The 20,235-nt window shown below is 49.9% G+C and carries 15 protein-coding genes; 6 read left to right on the forward strand and 9 right to left on the reverse strand.

Features of this window, described 5'->3' with window-relative positions; translation table 11 throughout:
* Positions 1-13: 13 nt before the first annotated feature.
* The 7 genes from JQN59_RS15005 to JQN59_RS15035 form a co-directional block, all read right to left on the reverse strand.
* Complete coding sequence (locus JQN59_RS15005; protein WP_149607849.1) at positions 14-2,278, reverse strand: ComEC family protein; 2,265 nt, start codon at positions 2,276-2,278, stop codon at positions 14-16.
* Between the two features lie 206 nt (positions 2,279-2,484).
* Positions 2,485-2,769: an integration host factor subunit beta gene (gene ihfB / locus JQN59_RS15010; protein WP_003035780.1), complete on the reverse strand. Its 285-nt coding sequence runs from the start codon at positions 2,767-2,769 to the stop codon at positions 2,485-2,487.
* A 159-nt stretch (positions 2,770-2,928) separates the two neighbouring features.
* A complete protein-coding gene (gene rpsA / locus JQN59_RS15015) occupies positions 2,929-4,602 on the reverse strand; it encodes a 30S ribosomal protein S1 (RefSeq protein WP_003035776.1) in 1,674 nt (557 codons plus the stop codon).
* A gap of 113 nt (positions 4,603-4,715) precedes the next feature.
* Complete coding sequence (gene cmk, locus JQN59_RS15020) at positions 4,716-5,399, reverse strand: (d)CMP kinase (protein ID WP_003831921.1); 684 nt, start codon at positions 5,397-5,399, stop codon at positions 4,716-4,718.
* Between the two features lie 171 nt (positions 5,400-5,570).
* Complete coding sequence (gene aroA / locus JQN59_RS15025; RefSeq protein ID WP_136391682.1) at positions 5,571-6,854, reverse strand: 3-phosphoshikimate 1-carboxyvinyltransferase; 1,284 nt, start codon at positions 6,852-6,854, stop codon at positions 5,571-5,573.
* A 70-nt stretch (positions 6,855-6,924) separates the two neighbouring features.
* On the reverse strand, positions 6,925-8,013 hold the full coding sequence (gene serC / locus JQN59_RS15030) for a 3-phosphoserine/phosphohydroxythreonine transaminase (RefSeq protein ID WP_032942886.1): 1,089 nt from the start codon (positions 8,011-8,013) through the stop codon (positions 6,925-6,927).
* A gap of 212 nt (positions 8,014-8,225) precedes the next feature.
* On the reverse strand, positions 8,226-8,918 hold the full coding sequence (locus JQN59_RS15035; protein WP_048214574.1) for a DUF421 domain-containing protein: 693 nt from the start codon (positions 8,916-8,918) through the stop codon (positions 8,226-8,228).
* Between the two features lie 136 nt (positions 8,919-9,054).
* Here JQN59_RS15035 and ycaO point away from each other — a divergent pair, with 136 nt between their 5' ends.
* From ycaO to JQN59_RS15060, 5 genes are all read left to right on the forward strand, one after another.
* A complete protein-coding gene (ycaO, locus tag JQN59_RS15040; protein WP_048214575.1) occupies positions 9,055-10,815 on the forward strand; it encodes a 30S ribosomal protein S12 methylthiotransferase accessory factor YcaO in 1,761 nt (586 codons plus the stop codon).
* Positions 10,816-11,219: 404 nt separating this feature from the next.
* Positions 11,220-12,077 carry a formate transporter FocA gene (focA, locus tag JQN59_RS15045; RefSeq protein WP_003831909.1) on the forward strand — a complete coding sequence of 286 codons (858 nt, stop codon included), beginning with the start codon at positions 11,220-11,222 and terminating at the stop codon, positions 12,075-12,077.
* Between the two features lie 59 nt (positions 12,078-12,136).
* A complete protein-coding gene (pflB, locus tag JQN59_RS15050; RefSeq protein ID WP_149607850.1) occupies positions 12,137-14,419 on the forward strand; it encodes a formate C-acetyltransferase in 2,283 nt (760 codons plus the stop codon).
* Positions 14,420-14,729: 310 nt separating this feature from the next.
* Positions 14,730-15,470: a pyruvate formate lyase 1-activating protein gene (pflA, locus tag JQN59_RS15055; protein WP_003035751.1), complete on the forward strand. Its 741-nt coding sequence runs from the start codon at positions 14,730-14,732 to the stop codon at positions 15,468-15,470.
* Positions 15,471-15,556: 86 nt separating this feature from the next.
* Positions 15,557-16,351, forward strand: a complete 795-nt coding sequence (locus JQN59_RS15060; protein WP_239484189.1) for a hypothetical protein — start codon at positions 15,557-15,559, stop codon at positions 16,349-16,351.
* A gap of 54 nt (positions 16,352-16,405) precedes the next feature.
* On the opposite strand, the gene JQN59_RS15065 is transcribed toward JQN59_RS15060, so the two are convergent.
* Complete coding sequence (locus JQN59_RS15065) at positions 16,406-17,827, reverse strand: amino acid permease (protein WP_003035749.1); 1,422 nt, start codon at positions 17,825-17,827, stop codon at positions 16,406-16,408.
* Positions 17,828-18,040: 213 nt separating this feature from the next.
* Positions 18,041-19,189 (reverse strand): MFS transporter, encoded by a 1,149-nt coding sequence (locus JQN59_RS15070; protein ID WP_149607851.1) that lies wholly within the window; start codon positions 19,187-19,189, stop codon positions 18,041-18,043.
* Positions 19,190-19,574: 385 nt separating this feature from the next.
* On the opposite strand from JQN59_RS15070, the gene ycaC reads away from it, so the two are divergent.
* The gene (ycaC, locus tag JQN59_RS15075; RefSeq protein ID WP_003035746.1) at positions 19,575-20,201 is read left to right on the forward strand and encodes an isochorismate family cysteine hydrolase YcaC; all 627 of its coding nucleotides are present in this window, start codon (positions 19,575-19,577) and stop codon (positions 20,199-20,201) included.
* Positions 20,202-20,235 lie beyond the last annotated feature (34 nt).

Raw genomic sequence — 20,235 nt, forward strand, 5'->3', positions numbered from 1 at the left:
ATAGCCGCATATTCTACCCGTTATCCTCCGACACGCCAAACCACTGATGATACCAACGAGGTAAAATCTGATCCCGCATGCTGCGTATGCGCCAGTTTTTTTGATAAAAATCCAGCGTAATCTGTCCCTGATGGGGGGTATCCAGCCATTGATAATTTTGTTGCCGATAACGTTGCTTCACTTTCCAGGACGGCAGACGCCAAGCGTTGTAACGGGATGCAGAGGCGAGTGCGACCTGCCCGTCAACCCGCTGAATGAGTGCCAGTGATGATGAAGTATTGCTGCCATGATGTGGAACCTGCATCACCGTCGACTGTAGGTGCTGCCAATAGTGACTTAGCATTTTTTGTTCAGCAGGAGATTCGATATCACCGGTCAGCAGAATACTCTGATATCCGTCATCGACCTTAACCACGCAGGAGTGGTTATTCCCCTGGTCTGTATTTCCACGCACAGGCCAGTGCGCACTGAAGGTTAACCCTTGCCATTGCCAATGCTCTCCGCGAAAACACGGGAGATGACCTTTCCAGCTCAGCGGACTTCTTACCCATAGCGACGGCCAGGCTTGTTGTAAGGAGTGCAACCCGCCGCGGTGATCCATGTGCTCATGGCTTAAAATAATTCCTTCTGGCTCCAGATTATGCCAACGCAACCAGGGAATAATCAGCTGTTGTGCGCTATCGCCTTCGGGCCATGCCAGACCGGTATCGTAAAGCAGCGCTTTCCCATTTCGCGCGATCACCATCGCCAGCCCCTGCCCGACATCCAGCATATGCACTTGCCACACATCAGTTCGCGGTGCACGCCAAAGCGGCCCACTCAGCAAAAGGAGCACAGAGAAACAGACCACCGGTAGCGTACGCAAGATATTTAGTCGCCATGCGATAATCATCATTCCGGGTAAAAATGCCAGCCATTGCCAGCGCGCATCAATATTGATCCACCCTTGAGGCAGACTTCTGAGCCCCCAAAATAGCAGCGCCAGAGAACGATCCGCTAGATACCACAGGCTTGATTCAACCATCACCGTCCCGGCTAAATGCATGATCATGCCTGCTAATATCAAGGGTACGGAAACAAACGTGACCAAAGGGACGGCAAACAAATTAGCCAGAAACGAGGTCAGACTAAAACCGTGAAACATTGCGATTTGCACGGGAAAAAGCAGAAGCGTAATACCCAATTGCAGATGAGCCAGCGCCAGAAATTGACGTCCAGCACGCGACAGCGACCAGTCCGGGAGCGGTACCCATTGGTACCAGAACAGCAGTGCCGCAACGGCGGATGCAGACAACCATAGGCTTTGCGAAAGAACAGCAACAGGATCCACCACCACGATGGCTGCCAGACAGCAGATCCAGACCGACCATCCACTCCACTGCCTGCCGCTAAGTCTCAGCGCCCCCCAGACTAGCAGCGCAACAACCGTTCGTAATGCCGGGGGTTGCAGCCCCGTCAGCCAGGCATAAAATGTGGCACAGACAATCCCACCCACTAATGGCATCTGCCAGCAAATCCACCTTGTTGGCATAAAAAATTGTCCAGCACGTATCAATCCTGCGGTCAGTAATGCAACAAATGCAATATGCAGCCCGGAGATAGCCATCAAATGAGCCGTGCCGGTATCACGCATAATCGTTTTCACCTCTTGTGACACAGACAAGCGCTCCCCCATTCCCAGACCCAGTATGACCTGCTGCCAGGGATAGTCGGTGAGTGCCGTTTTCAGCGAGGCGAGATACCGCGAACGCAAACTACATTTTGGTGTGATTACCGAAGCCTGCAAGAATCGTCCCGTCAGCGGTTGATGCTGCGCCAATGCGTAACGCTGGCTATCAAATCCGCCTTCGTTTAATTGACCGTGTACAGCGCGGACTTTCAACGTCATCGCCCATGTCTGACCCGCACAAACATCACCGGGTAAATACTGCCCGTACAAGACGATTCCTTGCGCAGGAAAGATTCGTTTCCCCTGAAGGTGAGTGATCTGGCCGTAGTGCGTTGTCATATTGTCAGTTCCGGTTATCCGCACAATGGCTTGCTGGGTTTTCGCAGGCAGCGTATTACCGGCCCACAGAGCCTCTTTCGCGGCCAGGATTCCCCAAAGAAAAAACAGCAGGGTTAGTCCGGCGGAACGCATATATTTGTAGGGGAGAAAACAGAGCAGACATGCCAGACAAAATACAATGCCGATACACAACATGCCTGGCAGCATAGGTAATAGCATGAGTGGGAGAATGCCGAGTAATGCGCAGATACTCACCGTTGTTATTTTCATCAATCACCTCCCTGTTACAGGGAGTGTGCAGTACTCTTCGACGGTTGTCTGGCATCAATTTATCGTTATACGACCTGAGTTCCGCAGACATTTAGTGATGGTTGTAACGTACAAATTAACTGGGATGAGGATTCCAGGATAGGTGGACAGAAATGAAAAAAGCACCCATTTGGGTGCTTTTCTCGGCGTTAAGTCTCGCTAAAAACTTAACCATAAATATTGGCGCGATCGCGCAGTTCTTTACCTGGTTTAAAGTGCGGAACGTATTTCCCTTCCAGATCCACTTTATCGCCGGTCTTCGGATTACGTCCGGTGCGTGGTGCGCGGTAATGCAAAGAGAAGCTGCCGAAACCGCGGATTTCAATACGCTCGCCCTGCGCAAGAGTCGAGGCCATATGTTCCAGCATCTCTTTAACTGCATCTTCAACCGCTTTCGCGGGAATATGAGGTTGCTGGGTTGCAAGTCTTTCAATCAATTCTGACTTGGTCATGATTCCTCCGGTTCCTTAAAGGCATAATTAGCTGCTGCATTGATTAAGGGCGGCCGTAGCCGCCCTTTGTCATTGATTACAGGACGAATCCTGTAATCTGTCAAGCTACTCGTCACCCTTTGTGCCGTTAACAGCACAAAGGATTTAGAGCACTCGATATTACTCGCCTTTAGCTGCTTTGAAAGCTTCAGCCATTGCGTTGTTAGAGAAGTTAGCATCTTCCTGTTTGTTAACAGTTGCGATTGCATCTTTCTCATCAGCTTCGTCTTTAGCACGAACAGACAGGCTGATTGCACGGTTCTTACGATCAACGCCGGTGAATTTAGCTTCAACGTCGTCGCCTACGCTCAGAACCAGAGTTGCATCTTCAACGCGGTCACGTGAAGCTTCAGAAGCGCGCAGGTAACCTTCAACGCCGTCAGCCAGTTCTACGGTTGCGCCTTTAGCGTCAACTGCAGTGACTTTACCGTTTACGATTGCGCCTTTCTTGTTCAGTGCAACCCAGTTGTTGAACGGATCTTCTGCGAGCTGTTTAACGCCCAGAGAGATACGCTCACGCTCTGCGTCAACCTGCAGAACAACTGCTGCGATTTCGTCGCCTTTTTTGTATTCACGAACTGCTTCTTCGCCTGCAACGTTCCAGGAGATGTCAGACAGGTGAACCAGGCCGTCGATGCCGCCGTCCAGGCCGATGAAGATACCGAAGTCAGTGATAGACTTGATTTTACCTTCAACACGGTCACCCTTGTTGTGGGTTTCCGCGAACTGCTGCCATGGGTTGTTTTTGCACTGCTTCAGACCCAGGGAGATACGACGACGTTCTTCGTCGATATCCAGAACCATAACTTCCACTACATCGCCAACGTTAACAACTTTGGACGGGTGGATGTTTTTGTTGGTCCAATCCATTTCGGAAACGTGAACCAGGCCTTCAACGCCTTCTTCGATTTCAACGAAGCAGCCGTAGTCGGTCAGGTTGGTCACGCGACCAGTCAGTTTGGTACCTTCCGGATAACGCTTAGCGATAGCTACCCATGGATCTTCGCCCAGCTGTTTCAGGCCCAGAGATACACGAGTACGCTCGCGGTCGAACTTCAGCACTTTAACAGTGATTTCGTCGCCAACGTTTACGATTTCGCTCGGATGCTTAACGCGTTTCCATGCCATGTCGGTGATGTGCAGCAGGCCGTCAACGCCACCCAGATCAACGAATGCACCGTAGTCAGTGAGGTTCTTAACGATACCTTTAACTTCCATGCCTTCCTGCAGGTTTTCCAGCAGCTGATCGCGTTCTGCGCTGTTTTCGGATTCGATAACGGCACGACGGGAAACAACAACGTTGTTACGCTTCTGATCCAGCTTGATTACTTTGAATTCAAGCTCTTTGCCTTCCAGGTGCAGCGTGTCGCGGACCGGACGAACGTCTACCAGGGAACCCGGCAGGAACGCGCGAATACCATTCAGCTCAACAGTGAAGCCACCCTTGACTTTGCCATTGATAACACCAGTAACGGTTGCAGCTTCTTCGTAAGCTTTTTCCAGCGTGATCCAAGCTTCGTGACGTTTAGCTTTTTCACGGGACAGCAGGGTTTCACCGAAGCCGTCTTCTACTGCATCCAGAGCAACGTCAACTTCGTCACCAACCTGGATTTCCAGCTCGCCCTGGGCGTTTTTGAACTGCTCTGCCGGAATGGCGGACTCAGATTTCAGACCAGCGTCAACCAGTACTACGTCTTTGTCGATAGCAACAACAACACCACGAACGATGGAACCCGGACGGGTTTCGATTTCTTTTAAGGATTCTTCAAACAGTTGAGCAAAAGATTCAGTCATGTTTAATCTTCAGGTTTCATATTTAACGTCCACCTGGCTCCATGCCGGATGGGGTTGTTTAACATACCCGCTGTCAATCCATTGCAACGGGGGTACTGCAAATTCGGTCGCACTTAAGCGAGAGCCAGTTTTTGGCGCGCGTATTGTAACGCTTTTTCAATCACTTGCTCAATGCTTAATCGGGTTGAATCCAAAACTAAAGCATCAGCAGCGGGAACCAGCGGCGCTACAGCACGATTACGATCGCGATAATCGCGTTCTTCGATCTCGGCCAAAAGGCGTTCAAAGTTAACACTAAAGCCCTTCTCCTGCAACTGTAGCATACGTCTATGCGCACGTTCTTGCGAGGAGGCGTCCAGAAAAATTTTCACCGGCGCATCCGGGAATACCACGGTGCCCATATCACGTCCATCAGCAATCAGACCTGGGGATTCGCGAAATGCGCGTTGACGACGTAATAATGCTTCACGCACGCGGGGAAACGCCGCAACCTGAGAGGCGGCATTAGCTACTTCCTGAGTGCGGATTTCACCGCTGACATCTTCACCTTCAAGAATGACTTCCAGGTTGCCGTCTGTTGAGATAAAACGCACATCCAGGTGTGAGGCAAGCGGTACCAGAGCATCTTCAGATGTGACATCAACATGGTGATGTAACGCTGCGAGCGCCAGTACGCGGTAGATCGCGCCTGAATCTAACAGATGCCACTGCAATGCTTCCGCCATTGCCTTGCACAAGGTGCCTTTACCTGCACCGCTTGGGCCATCAATGGTAATAACCGGGGCAATTGCCGTCATCTTTTTCTCCTTAAACGGGCATACGTTAACGTGAACGCCGCGCATTATACGCGCCAACGCCAACGATCGTTATCTTTGTGTGAAAAATGCAGAATCATTGAAGCTGAGTGTAGAATAAATAGGCAATCGGAGATGTCAGAATGTGCCGCACCCGAAAGTGCGGCAATAAAATCAGGCAGATGTACTAATACGAGCCAACTGTTCGAAATAATCCGGGAAGGTTTTGGCGGTACATTTTGGGTCAAGAATGGTCACCGGTGTGTCAGACAGCGCCACCAGCGAGAAACACATCGCCATGCGGTGATCGTTGTAGGTCGCGATGTCCGCAAATTGCAATGTTGCAGGCGGGGTGATGCGAATAAAGTCATGCCCCTCTTCCACTTCCGCGCCCACTTTGCGTAACTCCGTCGCCATCGCGAACAGACGATCGGTCTCTTTGACGCGCCAGTTGTAGATATTACGTAATGTCGTGGTGCCTTTAGCGAACAGCGCCGCCGTTGCAATGGTCATCGCCGCATCAGGAATATGGTTCATATCCATATCCACTGCGTTCAAATCGCCGTGAGTACAGGCAATAAAATCGTCGCCCCATGTAATGGTTGCCCCCATTTTCTCCAGTACATCGGCAAAACGAATATCACCCTGCATGCTGTTGCGGCCAATCCCGGTAACTTTTACCGTACCGCCTTTAATAGCACCCGCCGCAAGGAAATAGGAAGCGGAAGAAGCATCACCTTCAACCAGGTATGCACCCGGTGACTGATACTGCTGCTGCCCCTTCACGACAAAGCGCTGGTAGTTTTGATTTTCAATTTCAACACCAAACGTTTTCATCAGGTTCAGTGTGATATCAATGTAAGGTTTGGATACCAGGTCACCTTTAATTGCTATCGTCGTATCCTGTGGCGCCAGCGGCGCAGTCATCAGCAACGCAGTGAGGAACTGGCTGGAAACGCTACCGTCTACCTCAACCTGGCCTCCGGTAAAGCCACCACGCAGACGTAAAGGGGGATAGTTTTCCTGCTCCAGATAGTCAATTTTGGCTCCGCCCTGGCGCAGCGCATCAACCAAATGGCCAATCGGGCGCTCTTTCATGCGCGGTTCGCCCGTCAGCACGATGTCATTGCTGCCCAGACATAGCGCTGCGGCCAGTGGGCGCATTGCGGTTCCGGCGTTGCCAAGGAACAGCTCAACTGCACCTTCTGCGTGCAACGCACCGCCATTGCCAACTATCTCGCAGCGGGTACGATCGGCAGAAAGGGTATAGCTAATCCCTAACGCATTCAGAGCATTGAGCATATGGCGAACATCATCGCTGTCCAGCAGATTGGTCAGGACAGTGGTGCCATTGGCTAATGCAGCCAGCAGCAAAGCGCGGTTAGAAACACTTTTGGATCCAGGCAGATTGATGGTGCCATCCACCCGCGCAATGGGTTGTAACGTCAGGGATTCCATGAAACTCGACTCTCAAAAAACAGACATAAAAACCCCACAGACGGGCTGTGGGGATGAAAAGTACAGCAGATTAGCCGCGGCGGCGTTCGAAATCGACCATGAAATCGGTCAGTGCTTTAACACCTTCAAGCGGCATGGCATTGTAGATGGACGCACGCATACCGCCGACCACCCGGTGCCCTTTCAGCGCGTGCAGGCCCGCAGCAAAAGACTCTTCAAGGAACAGTTTATCCAATGCGCTGTCAGCCAGCTGGAACGGTACGTTCATGCGTGAACGGTTGGATTTCGCCACATCGTTACGGTAGAAATCGCTGTTATCGATTACGCCGTAGAGCAATTCCGCTTTTTGCTGGTTAATTTTATCCATCGCATTAACACCGCCCTGCTTTTTCAGCCATTTAAAGACCAGGCCAGACAGATACCAGGCAAAGGTTGGCGGCGTATTGAACATGGAATCGTTGTCATTCAGCACGGTATAGTCGAGGATTGACGGGCATGAGACATGAGCTTTACCCAGCAAATCTTCACGGACGATGACAATCGTCAGACCGGCCGGGCCGATATTTTTCTGTGCCCCGGCATAAATTACGCCATAACGGCTAACGTCAAGCGGTGCGGAAAGAATGGTAGAGGACAGATCCGCCGTGACCACAACGTTGCTGGCAAAATTCGGCGTTTCATCGATCGCAATGCCATCGATGGTTTCGTTCGGGCAATAGTGCAGGTATGCCGCGTTATCAGAAAGTTGCCATTCACTCATCGGCTTAACAGCACGCAGGCCGTCCACGGTGACTTTGGCATCAATAACGTTTGGCGTGCAGTATTTTTTCGCTTCTTTAATTGCGCTGGCGGCCCAATAACCGGCATCGACGTAATCCGCGGTGGTTTTATCGCCCAGAATATTTAACGGGATACCCGCGAACTGCCCGCGACCACCGCCATGGCAGAACAACACTTTATAGTTGGAGGGGATGCTGAGAAGATCGCGAAAATCCTGCTCCGCTTCCTCTGCGACCTGGATGAATTCTTTGCCACGGTGGCTAATTTCCATCACTGACGTGCCAAGACCGTTCCAGTCACAAAGATCCTGTTGAGCCAGTTTAAGTACTTCTGCCGGTAACATTGCCGGACCTGAACTAAAATTGAAGACCTGAGCCATTTCCCCTCACCACGTTGTGTTGTTGTCCAATCAACATCCTGTCATTGACGATAATCCGGTGACAGACATTGGTATAAGTTATTCCTGTGGATATCGGTTTTATCATTCAGTGACACGCGCCGCAATGGGTAAAACTGGCAAGGGTAAAAATGTGTCATCGGTCACACAACAGAATCTATCGGATTGACGGGTAAAAACCGAGATTTTTGCTGTCAGGTAACCCGTTTTGCCCGACTGGCCTTCGACCATTCTGGATTTGCACAGCGCGGACATAATTGATGATCTCCGGCCTTCATTTGCACCACTTCGCTACAACGTATGCAGGCATAGTCCCCTGCTTCAGGTATTACTTTAAATCGTTGCGTACAACGTTTAGGCAAAATACTGAGCCCCGGCTTTACGTCTTCATCGGCAAAGAAGTAGACGCTGATTTGCCCATTCGTCTCCAGAATAGCCAGTTTCACTTGTCCCAATTGCTCCACGCCGTTCAAACGCAGTTCCATAAAGAATTCAAATTCCGTCATATTGGCGCTATTGAGCTTTGACCATGCCAGCTCGCCGTCTTCAATGATCACGACGGGTTTGCCCTCCAGAAGGTCCTCCATTTTTTCACTATGCGCCATTAGCCACATTACCAACCGATACAGCACAGCAAGAGTAATAAAGACCACCAGCACCGGCAGCATCGGAACATCGTCATAAAACGCCACGTCTCCCGCGGCGGAACCCAGCGTAAGGATGATAAGGACTTCAAAAAGCGACATCTGGCGTACGCCACGACGTCCGGTGATTTTTAAAAACAGAAAAACCAATATAAAGGTGTAAAGGCTGCGTAGCGCAACTTCCCCCAGAAAATCCATGGGCATCTTATCAAGCGCCATACGGTGTAAATCGAAAGCTTTCATTAATATGCTCTAAACGTGATTGGCTGTAAGAAAGCATAGCCAATGCTTTTATTTACGCATGGGCTCCGGCGACGATAGCGCCGTTCATTGAAAACCCGTATCATTGCGCGCTTTCCGTACGACAAAAGTGATTTTCATGACGCAAACATTTATCCCCGGCAAAGATGCCGCTCTGGAAGACTCCATCGCTCGCTTCCAGCAAAAATTGCTCGACCTCGGTTTTCAAATTGAAGAAGCTTCGTGGTTGAATCCCGTCCCTAACGTCTGGTCTGTACATATTCGCGACAAAGAATGCGCGCTGTGCTTCACCAACGGTAAAGGCGCGACAAAAAAAGCGGCGCTGGCTTCTGCGCTGGGCGAATACTTTGAGCGTCTGTCGACTAACTACTTCTTTGCAGATTTCTGGCTGGGAGAAACTATCGCCAATGGCCCCTTCGTACATTACCCGAACGAAAAATGGTTCCCGCTGACTGAAGAAGACGATGTTCCAGAAGGTTTACTGGATGCGCGTCTGCGTGCATTTTACGATCCAGATAACGAACTGACCGGCAGCATGCTTATCGATCTACAGTCTGGTAATGAAGAGCGTGGCGTCTGTGGCCTGCCGTTTACCCGCCAGTCTGATAACCAGACCGTCTACATTCCGATGAATATTATCGGCAACCTGTATGTTTCTAACGGCATGTCTGCGGGTAACACACCTAACGAAGCTCGCGTTCAGGGCCTGTCTGAAGTCTTTGAGCGCCATGTGAAGAACCGTATTATCGCCGAAAGCATCAGCCTGCCGGAAATCCCGGCCGAGGTGATGGCGCGCTATCCGGCAGTGGTGGAGTCCATCGCCACACTGGAAGCGGAAGGTTTCCCAATTTTTGCCTACGATGGCTCGCTGGGCGGCAAGTATCCGGTGATTTGCGTTGTCCTGTTCAACCCGGCCAACGGTACCTGCTTTGCCTCCTTCGGCGCACACCCGGATTTCGGCGTTGCGCTGGAGCGTACCGTGACTGAACTGCTGCAGGGCCGTGGTCTGAAGGATCTTGATGTCTTCACCCCACCGACCTTCGACGATGAGGAAGTGGCAGAACATACCAACCTTGAAACTCACTTCATCGATTCCAGCGGTCTGATCTCCTGGGATCTGTTCAAGCAGGATGCCGACTATCCGTTCGTTGACTGGAATTTCTCCGGCACCACGGAAGAAGAGTTCGCCACCCTGATGGCCATCTTCAATGCTGAAGATAAAGAAGTGTATATCGCTGACTATGAGCACCTGGGCGTTTACGCGTGCCGCATTATTGTTCCGGGAATGTCTGACATCTATCCGGCAGAAGATCTGTGGTTAGCCAACAACGCTATGGGCACCCATCTGCGTGACACCATTCTCTCTCTGCCAGGCAGTGAGTGGGATAAAGAAGACTACCTCAATCTGATTGAACAGTTGGATGAAGAAGGTTTTGACGACTTCACCCGCGTGCGTGAGTTGCTCGGTCTGGCGACCGGTGCGGAAAACGGTTGGTACACCCTGCGTATTGGCGAGCTTAAAGTGATGCTGGCGCTGGCCGGTGGCGATCTGGAGCAGGCCCTGGTGTGGACCGAATGGACGATGGAATTTAACGCCTCCGTCTTTAGCGCGGAACGTGCAAACTACTATCGCTGCCTGCAAACATTGTTGCTGCTGTCTCAGGAAGAAGACCGTCAGCCGCTGCAGTATCTGAACGCATTCGTCCGCATGTACGGCGCTGAGGCGGTTGAAGCGGCAAGTGCGGCACTGAGTGGTGAAGCGCCGTTTTATGGACTTCAGCCAGTAGACAGCGATCTGCACGCATTCCCGGCACATCAGTCTCTGCTGAAAGCCTATGAGAAATTGCAACGCGCGAAAGCGGCACACTGGTCAAAATAGTGACAAACAACTTGCCTCGAGTAGGCTAAATGTATTGTCTGAGCTATATTACGGGGCGCTTAAAGCGCCCCGTTTTTTATTTTGGTCAAACCAAAAAATAAATGTAAAAGCAAGGTTAAATATTAGTAGTTGATATTAAAAAAATTAGCTTATTAATGTGGTTTTTTATCTCAATTACTCCATTTTAATTAACCGTTCCATAGGAGGCTGAAAGAAAAAATTCAACTCACTTTATAATTTTTAAAATTTATTTTTATATGGATAATCAACATGTTACACCGTAATCGCATAAAAACCATGCGTCTTACGGGCCTATAAGCCAGGCGAGATATGATCTATATCAAATTCTCATCTATAATGCTTTGTTAGTATCTCGTCGCCGACTTAATAAAGAGAGAGTTAGTGTGAAAGCTGACAACCCTTTTGATCTTATTCTACCTGCTGCAATGGCCAAAGTTGCCGAAGAAGCAGGCGTCTATAAAGCAACGAAACATCCGCTTAAGACGTTCTATCTGGCAATTACTGCCGGTGTATTCATTTCAATTGCCTTTGTTTTCTATATCACCGCCACAACCGGCACTGGTACTATGCCTTTCGGCATGGCGAAATTAGTAGGTGGTATCTGCTTTTCCCTGGGGCTGATCCTTTGTGTTGTCTGCGGTGCAGACCTCTTCACTTCAACCGTACTGATCGTCGTTGCTAAAGCCAGTGGTCGTATTACCTGGGGTCAGTTAGCGAAAAACTGGCTTAACGTTTATGTCGGCAACCTGATTGGCGCCCTGATCTTTGTGTTACTCATGTGGCTTTCTGGCGAGTATATGACCGCCAACGGCGCATGGGGGCTCAACGTTCTGCAAACAGCCGACCACAAAGTGCACCATACTTTTGTTGAGGCAGTGAGCCTTGGTATCCTGGCTAACCTGATGGTGTGTCTGGCCGTATGGATGAGCTACTCAGGCCGCAGCCTGATGGACAAAGCGTTTATCATGGTATTACCGGTCGCAATGTTTGTTGCCAGCGGTTTTGAGCACAGTATCGCAAACATGTTTATGATCCCTATGGGTATTGTAATACGCGATTTCGCCACCCCGGAATTCTGGACCGCAGTTGGGTCTTCTCCGGAGAATTTTTCTCACCTGACCGTGATGAATTTCATCACCGATAACCTGATTCCGGTTACGATCGGTAACATTATCGGCGGCGGTTTGTTGGTCGGGTTGACATACTGGGTCATTTATCTGCGTGGTAACGATCATCATTAATCTGTTGATGCCCATTACACGCAGTAAATAAAAAATCCACTTAAGAAGGTAGGTGTTACATGTCCGAGCTTAATGAAAAGTTAGCCACAGCCTGGGAAGGTTTTACCAAAGGTGATTGGCAGAATGAAGTAAACGTACGTGACTTCATTCAGAAAAACTACACTCCGTATGAGGGTGACGAGTCCTTCCTGGCTGGCGCAACTGATGCGACCACTGCACTGTGGGACAGCGTGATGGAAGGCGTTAAACAGGAAAACCGCACTCACGCGCCTGTTGACTTTGACACCTCCGTTGCTTCTACCATCACTTCTCACGACGCTGGCTACATCAACAAAGCGCTCGAGAAGATTGTTGGTCTGCAGACTGAAGCTCCGCTGAAACGTGCGATCATTCCGTTTGGCGGCATCAAAATGGTTGAAGGTTCCTGCAAAGCGTACAATCGCGAACTGGACCCGATGCTGAAAAAAATCTTCACCGAATACCGCAAAACCCACAACCAGGGCGTATTCGATGTTTACACCAAAGACATTCTGAACTGCCGTAAATCCGGTGTTCTGACTGGTCTGCCAGATGCGTATGGCCGTGGCCGTATCATCGGTGACTACCGTCGCGTTGCGCTGTACGGTATCGACTTCCTGATGAAAGACAAATACGCTCAGTTCGTCTCTCTGCAGTCCGATCTGGAAAACGGCGTAAACCTGGAAGCAACAATCCGTCTGCGTGAAGAAATCGCTGAACAGCACCGTGCTCTGGGTCAGATCAAAGAAATGGCTGCTAAATATGGCTGCGATATCTCTGGTCCGGCTACCAACGCTCAGGAAGCTATCCAGTGGACTTACTTCGGCTACCTGGCCGCAGTTAAATCTCAGAACGGTGCAGCAATGTCCTTCGGTCGCGTATCCACCTTCCTGGATGCTTACATCGAACGTGACCTGAAAGCAGGCAAAATCACCGAGCAAGACGCACAGGAAATGATCGACCACCTGGTCATGAAACTGCGTATGGTTCGTTTCCTGCGTACTCCTGAATATGATGAACTGTTCTCCGGTGACCCGATTTGGGCAACTGAATCAATCGGTGGTATGGGCGTTGATGGCCGTACTCTGGTTACCAAAAACAGCTTCCGCTTCCTGAACACCCTGTACACCATGGGTCCTTCTCCGGAGCCGAACATCACTGTTCTGTGGTCTGAAAAACTGCCTCTGAACTTCAAGAAATTCGCCGCTAAAGTGTCCATCGACACCTCTTCTCTGCAGTACGAGAACGATGACCTGATGCGTCCGGACTTCAACAACGATGACTACGCTATCGCTTGCTGCGTAAGCCCGATGGTTGTTGGTAAACAAATGCAGTTCTTCGGTGCGCGTGCAAACCTGGCGAAAACCATGCTGTACGCAATCAACGGTGGCGTTGATGAAAAACTGAAAATGCAGGTTGGTCCTAAATCTGAACCGATCAAAGGCGACGTTCTGAACTTCGACGAAGTTATGGACCGCATGGATCACTTCATGGATTGGCTGGCTAAACAGTACGTCACCGCGCTGAACGTTATCCACTACATGCACGACAAGTACAGCTACGAAGCCTCTCTGATGGCGCTGCACGACCGTGACGTTATCCGCACCATGGCGTGTGGTATCGCTGGTCTGTCCGTTGCTGCTGACTCCCTGTCTGCAATCAAATATGCGAAAGTTAAACCGATTCGTGACGAAGACGGTCTGGCTATCGACTTCGAAATCGAAGGCGAATACCCGCAGTTTGGTAACAACGACTCTCGCGTTGATGACATGGCGGTTGACCTGGTAGAACGTTTCATGAAGAAAATTCAGAAACTGACTACTTATCGTAACGCTATCCCGACTCAGTCTGTTCTGACCATCACCTCTAACGTGGTTTATGGTAAGAAAACTGGTAATACCCCAGATGGTCGTCGTGCTGGCGCGCCGTTCGGACCGGGTGCTAACCCAATGCACGGTCGTGACCAGAAAGGTGCTGTTGCCTCTCTGACCTCCGTTGCTAAACTGCCGTTTGCTTACGCTAAAGATGGTATTTCTTACACCTTCTCTATCGTTCCGAACGCTCTGGGTAAAGACGACGAAGTTCGTAAGACCAACCTGGCTGGTCTGATGGATGGTTACTTCCACCACGAAGCGTCCATCGAAGGTGGTCAGCACCTGAACGTGAACGTCATGAACCGCGAAATGCTGCTGGATGCGATGGAACATCCGGAAAAATATCCGCAGCTGACCATCCGCGTTTCTGGCTACGCAGTACGTTTTAACTCCCTGACTAAAGAACAGCAGCAGGACGTTATTACTCGTACCTTCACTCAGACCATGTAATTGGTTTTGACTGAAATCGTACTTTAAAAAGCGTACAATAAAGGCTCCACGTAAGTGGGGCCTTTTTAATAGCCTGCTTTGTCAGCTATCTATACTTATATACTCGATGGATTTCGAGTTGCATTGAGGCGGCAACGGAGTGAATCCCCTGGAGCGTACAGAAGTACGTGACTGGGGTGAGCGAAGGAAGCTAACAAAGATGCAGCTTGAAAGACGAAAAGTATGGATAGCAGCCAAAACAGACTCGACACAGTTAATAACTGTGCACTAACACTGGCCCCGGATGGGCCACACCTGGAGAAACACCGCAATGTCAGTTATTGGTCGCATTCACTCCTTTGAATCCTGTGGCACTGTTGATGGCCCGGGCATCCGCTTTATTACCTTCTTTCAGGGCTGCCTGATGCGCTGCCTGTATTGCCATAACCGTGACACGTGGGATACACACGGCGGTAAAGAAGTCACCGTCGACGAATTAATGAAAGAGGTGGTGACCTATCGCCACTTTATGAACGCATCCGGCGGCGGCGTGACGGCGTCTGGCGGCGAAGCTATCCTGCAAGCTGAATTCGTACGTGACTGGTTCCGCGCCTGTAAAAAAGAAGGTATTCATACCTGTCTGGATACCAACGGTTTTGTTCGCCGCTACGATCCGGTGATCGATGAGCTGCTGGAAGTCACCGACCTGGTCATGCTCGATCTCAAACAGATGAACGATGAAATCCATCAGAATCTGGTCGGCGTATCTAACCATCGTACGCTGGAGTTCGCGCGTTACCTGTCAAATAAAGACATCAAAGTGTGGATCCGCTATGTTGTCGTACCTGGCTGGTCTGATGACGATGACTCCGCACACCGCCTCGGCGAATTTACCCGCGATATGGGTAACGTTGAAAAAATCGAGCTGCTGCCTTACCACGAGCTGGGCAAACACAAATGGGTGGCAATGGGCGAAGAGTACAAACTGGATGGCGTCAAACCACCGAAGAAAGAGACCATGGAGCGCGTGAAGGGCATTCTCGAGCAATATGGACATAAAGTGATGTATTGAGTTTTAGCCACCACGAAACGGCTGCCCTGAACGGCAGCCGTTTTGCTATCTAAGCGACAACCACTCGAATTAAAGGAAAGGACGCCATGCGGTTATTCATTTCTGGCATGTTGCTGTTATCTGCCCAATACGTAAATGCCGCCAGCAACTGTGATATCAACGCCATTGTGCAACATGCGTGGCCGGATGCAAAACCGACAGCGGAAGGCAAGCTACTCACACAACATAATCAGGTTATCGATATCACAGGTAACTCAACGCAAAGCGCAATTTGCCGTGTCTGGCCAGCCCACCCGGAACTGACCTTAGCGGCGATCCCGCTGATGGCACAACAATATAGCGATTACGATCGCATTGGCGATCTGGAGCTTCTGGTACTGGATTCCACAAACCTCGACGTAAAACAGCGGCTACGCCTGCCCGAACGTATGAATGACGATGCCATTCAAATTACCGGTCTGGCGCTTGATACTGCGCGCTGGAAAGTTACCCCAGATCAGACCGCATTTGGCTTACGAGTCGCCCGCACCGGCAGTTCCCGTATAAATCCTTTTAGTGAAGATGCGCTATCGCTGTTTGTTATTGAAAATAATCAACTACGGGCGGTATTAAACGGAATCGTACTTGAGAATAGCACCGGTGAATGGGACGGGAACTGTGTGGGAACATTCCACGATATTAAACGCACCCTTGCCCTTGCGCCTGATTCACATAATGGATACTTCGATATTCGGGTAAACGAGAAAAACGTGGAATCAACGGCCTATACAGACGCCTACGAGCAGTGCGCATCAAAGGATAAACCGGGGAAAGCCAGTTGGGTACTGCGTTATGATGGCAAACAGTATGCCATCCCAAAAGAACTGTCCCCGTTGTTTTGAGAGGCAAAGCAGGAGATAGCATCACTATCTCCTGCTCTTCTGCCACACTTGTCTTTAGCGTCCTCTTCTCGCCAGTAGCGGGAAAATCAATCCCAGTCCAACCAGCACAAATGGCGTCACGATATTCAGCGTGAGCTGGAATGTCCACTCAGGGGTAAAGGCTTCCATTTTCGGGAAAATCCCGGTCAGACAGGCAAATGCGGTAAAGGCAAAGCACCAGATCCCCACGGTCATCGCAAGCGAGCGGTTGCGAATAAAGACATATTCCGATTTATATTTTTGCGCCAGGCGAATAACGGCAATGAACGCCACAAACACCCATAAATAACGCAATGGCATCACGACAGAGTTAAGATTCAATAGCCATTTATACAGGTTGTTCATGTCGCCAATTCCCAGTGTTGGCAACATAATCAGAATCGCCACCAGCACCAGCGTCAGAATATAACCATTTACCGGCGTACCGGAAGCGTTGGTTTTACACAGGCTCTCGGGAATATATTTACGATCAGCATCACCCAGCAGAACTTTAAGCGGTGCATCAATAGAAAATACCAATGCCGCAATCTGTCCCAGCGTATTGGCAATCGCGTAAATAACCATCAGCGAATTACCCATACCATAATACTCTCCCAATTTCTGGAAGGCGTAATATTGACCATTCGTCATCAGGTCATCTGGAATATGCCGGGAGTCAAACATCATTCCCATAGCCAGCGACCCGAGAATCGCGCATACCGCTACCATAACGGCCAGAACGAGCATCCCTTTTGGAAATTCTTTGCCCGGATTACGTGTCTGATTAACGTATGGCGAAATTTTCTCCGCACCGCCCACGGCAAATACCAGCATGGAGATCGTGGTAATGTAGGTAAAATCAATGTGCGGGATAAACGATTCCCAGGTGATATTGGTTGTCGCTATTTGCACATCCGTAATTGCAGGCGCGGTTACCGCCATCACGACATACAAAATGGACATCACAAACATCGCGATGCCTGCAACTGACCCAACAATTTTCAGTGACTTCATGCCACGGGACGCAACCCACATGAAAAAGACAAACAGCGCCAGCGTCAGCCCCTGCAACGCCACGACGGTGTACTCTTTAATCAACGAACCATCGCCCTTCAGCGCCCATCCCAGCGCAATCAGAATAGCCTGCGGTTTTTGCGCCAGATAAGGTATATGAACAACCCAATAGGTCCAGGCAGCAAGATAGGCCAACCCTGGCCCCATGGTATGTTTAATCCAGGTACTGACGCCGCCTTTACCCTCTTTAAAGGTTGAGCCAAGCTGCCCGACGATCAACGCATAAGGAATAAAATAGAGCGCGAAAATAAATATCCAGGAGGAGACAACAACCAATCCCTGATTAGCATAGTTGTTGACGACGTTACCAAAACCCCAGACGGTAATAAATGACATTAATGCAATGTTGTACCATCGCAATTGTTTTTCCTGCACACCAGCCATACGCAATCCTTTGTGGAAGCTTTTTGATTATCAATATATGAGGCGTGGGATTATGCGCGGTAAAATGAGCGAGCGGAAACGGCAGGATGTAAAACTATAACCTTCTGCACACTTTATTTTCAGGACAGACGTGTGCGATTAAATAATGCAGGTTCCCATAAAGCATACATAAACAGTATGTATGGGAACCTGTTCATATTCTGTTAAATCAGGTCAAATGTGCGCAATAGAATTGGGCGTATGGCCCGTCTTACGCAGCAGCATTAGTAAATAAATAAACGATACGCTGGCGATCATGATAAACAGCAAGCTATCTGAATAATTCTGCATCAGCATCGCAGTAAACGAAGGTCCCAGCAGACTGCCCACGGTATAGCTCAATAGCAATGCCTGATTCATGGCGACCAACTGATGATGTTCCACCTTTTCACAGGCCCAGGCCATCGCGACCGGATAGAGGGTAAAGCCTGCCGCACCCAACATAAACAACGCGGGCGCCATCGCCGCCTGATTCAGCATGGCGATACTCCCGACGATCACCACGAAGACCTGGACGCGTAAAACCAGCAGACGTCCCAGCTTATCCGCCAGACGGCCAATCGGCCATTGCCCCAGAATACCGGCACTTACCAGAACCGCCATCCAGAAACCAATGCTGGCGTTGCTCACCCCCTGATGGTTGAGATACAGCGGCATCAGGCCATACAAAGACCCCAGCACGATCCCGGAAATAATGCAGCCATTAACGCCCAGGCGCGCCTGACGCAACCTCAGCATGGAGACAATAGGCGTAGACTGCTGTTCATCGCCCTGCTGATTAGCAATGCGCGTAAAGAGCAGTGGCAAAACACCCGCCAGGATAGTACCCGTCACCCACGGCAGGACGTTCATCAATTCTGTTGATACTTTACTAACCAGCAGTTGGCCTAAAAACGTTCCCACATAATAGATCATCATATAGGCGGCAAGTAACCGTCCGCGATTACGGGACGTCCCGCTGCACATCAGCGCGCTTTCCACGACCACCCAGATCATGGCGCAGCCAACACCGGCGATAAAACGCCATGTCATCCAGCTCCAGAATCCCACCATAATCCCCAGCCCGACACAGCCCGCGGCAAAAATAAGCGAGGCGATGTAATAGCTGCGGTTAAAACCAAGGTGTTTTATTAAATACCCTGTCAGCAACGTCCCTACCAGATTACCGGTAAAGTAAGACGAGCTCACCATGCCTACCTGCCAGGTAGGCAGATTTTCATGGGCGAGCCAAAGCGGGACGAGCGTGTTTAACACGGCGATCGCCAGGGTCAACAGAAGTAGCCCGCACAGCAATAGCATGACGGGACGGGTATAGGTGGACATGAATAAAAACCGTGAGGAAGTTCAAATTTCATGCGCATCATGCCACTGCTAAAAACATTGTCAATCGGCGGAATCAGAGGGCTGAGGCGCTTTCTGGTCGATCGATTTGCATTACTGATTCTTAATGTGAATAGATAAAAAACACAAAAACACATCTGTTTGTTTTTATTGATCTAAAACAAAAATCTCGCGTTACGTTCAGTCGAAAAATTTCATGGACTCCCCTTACTTTTATTTCTTACTAAACTGTATTCGGGATGCTGAGCTGCATTGTCTTCAAAATAGAACAGTGAGTTCTTATTTATCTATCTAATCCAAATATCGTTCTTTTCGTAGACTTAAACTCATCAAATTTCCCCCACTGATACTGAACAGGAGAAATACCATGACTAAACCTTACGTAAGACTTGATAAAGACAATGCGGCAGTACTGCTGGTCGACCATCAGGCTGGCCTGCTCTCTCTGGTTCGGGATATCGATCCCGATAAATTTAAAAACAACGTGCTTGCGCTCGGTGACTTAGCAAAATACTTCAACCTCCCAACCATTCTGACAACCAGTTTTGAGACAGGACCAAACGGACCGCTGGTACCGGAACTGAAAGCTCAATTTCCCGATGCGCCCTACATTGCTCGCCCAGGAAACATTAACGCATGGGATAACGAAGATTTCGTGAAAGCAGTAAAAGCGACCGGCAAAAAGCAGCTGATTATCGCTGGTGTCGTGACGGAGGTTTGCGTCGCTTTCCCAGCGCTCTCGGCTATTGAAGAAGGTTTTGACGTCTTTGTTGTCACCGATGCTTCAGGCACGTTTAATGAAATTACCCGCCATTCAGCATGGGATCGGATGTCTCAAGCAGGCGCTCAATTGATGACATGGTTCGGAGTAGCATGCGAACTGCACCGCGACTGGCGCAACGATATCGAAGGTCTGGCGACGTTGTTCTCTAATCACATTCCGGATTATCGCAATCTGATGACCAGCTATGACACGTTAACTAAGCAGAAGTAAAGACTGGGGCAAAACCCTGGCCTGACATGTAGCC

Origin of the sequence: Citrobacter sp. B72, assembly GCF_016894305.1 — a bacterium.
GTDB lineage: Bacteria > Pseudomonadota > Gammaproteobacteria > Enterobacterales > Enterobacteriaceae > Citrobacter > Citrobacter portucalensis.